This window comes from Acinetobacter sp. 228, assembly GCF_048147885.1.
Window position 1 is genome coordinate 1 of sequence record NZ_JAYWYV010000422.1, and the last position, 1,179, is coordinate 1,179.

Sequence of the window (1,179 nt, forward strand, 5' to 3'; positions counted from 1 at the left end):
CTAGGCTATCGAGTTTGTATTTCATGTTTTGCTCCCTGAGCGGTTTTGCAGTCACAAACTGCGGGCAATAAAAAAGCACCCGAAGGTGCTAAGGTTTGAATCATTTACTTTCTTGGAATGGTCCAAGACCAGAGGATTAGGTCATTAATAAGTTGCTGTTCTGATGTGATCACAGTCCCAGCCTCTTAAACATTTCTTCATCAAGCTTTTTGAGTTCAGCAAGTGTGAATGGCTGACCTGTTAAAGGATCTACAAACTTATCCAATGAGTATTTCCCCTCTTTGAATAGTTTGTATCGTGATGGACCAAGCCAAGACTTTTGAAAAGATGCATCTTGTTTATCAAACCAGCCTTTGAAAGTTGTATTTGAATCAACCACGCCTATCTCACCTTCACCATTCACTTTATTGTTAAATGGACGCATCCCAATTGTTTTTCCTGAATCATCAGAAACAGGAATCAGGATCGATCTACAGTTTGGGTGAAGTGGTGGCACTGGATGAGGCTCATCTTTCTTGTAAACCTTGTCAGAGTAACCCATACAGATTTTAGAAGTACGGCTATCCAGTGTTGCGATGAACTTTACATACTCAACACCAATGGTCTGATACGTTTCATTCAAGGCCACATTTGACACATGACTTCTAGCAGTACGAACCATAGTTGAAATCTGGTTTCTACTTTGATCAAGCAAGCCATCTTGGTAATTGAGCGCCTTCTTGCCTTTAATTCGCTGAACAATCTGCTGGTTTGTCTGACCCCGAGATAGACCATCTCGAATTGTTTGCTCTACTCGTACTTTTGTATCGTCTGCAATCTTCTCAAATAGATAATCAAGTAGCACACCACCGCTTAAAGGCGTTTTCTTTGCCTTGTTGAATAGTGTCTTGCCGTTTGGCTCTATTTTGCGATTATCGAGAGTTTTAGCCTGATATGTAGCTTCGTATACAGCAAGTGCCGTTGCGCTAACTGTGAAGCTCTCAAGCAATCCTGCTGCAACATTTGCCTGCCAAGTCTGAACTAATGTTCTAACTTCTTTTAAAACAGGCGTTGTGTATTGCCCTGCCATCAATGCAGTCTTTTCAGCGTCACTCAAATCATCTAATAAATCTCTTAACGTCGAAAGCATTTCACTAGAGAGCGAATCGAACTGAGTTAAGAGATTGTTAATTTCAGTTG

1 protein-coding gene is annotated in these 1,179 nt (G+C 41.0%); it reads right to left on the reverse strand.

Going from position 1 to position 1,179, the window contains the following annotated elements; genetic code table 11:
* Positions 1-169: 169 nt before the first annotated feature.
* Positions 170-1,179: minor capsid protein (locus VXQ92_RS19540; RefSeq protein WP_416682911.1), on the reverse strand; the 1,010-nt coding region annotated here is incomplete at its 5' end.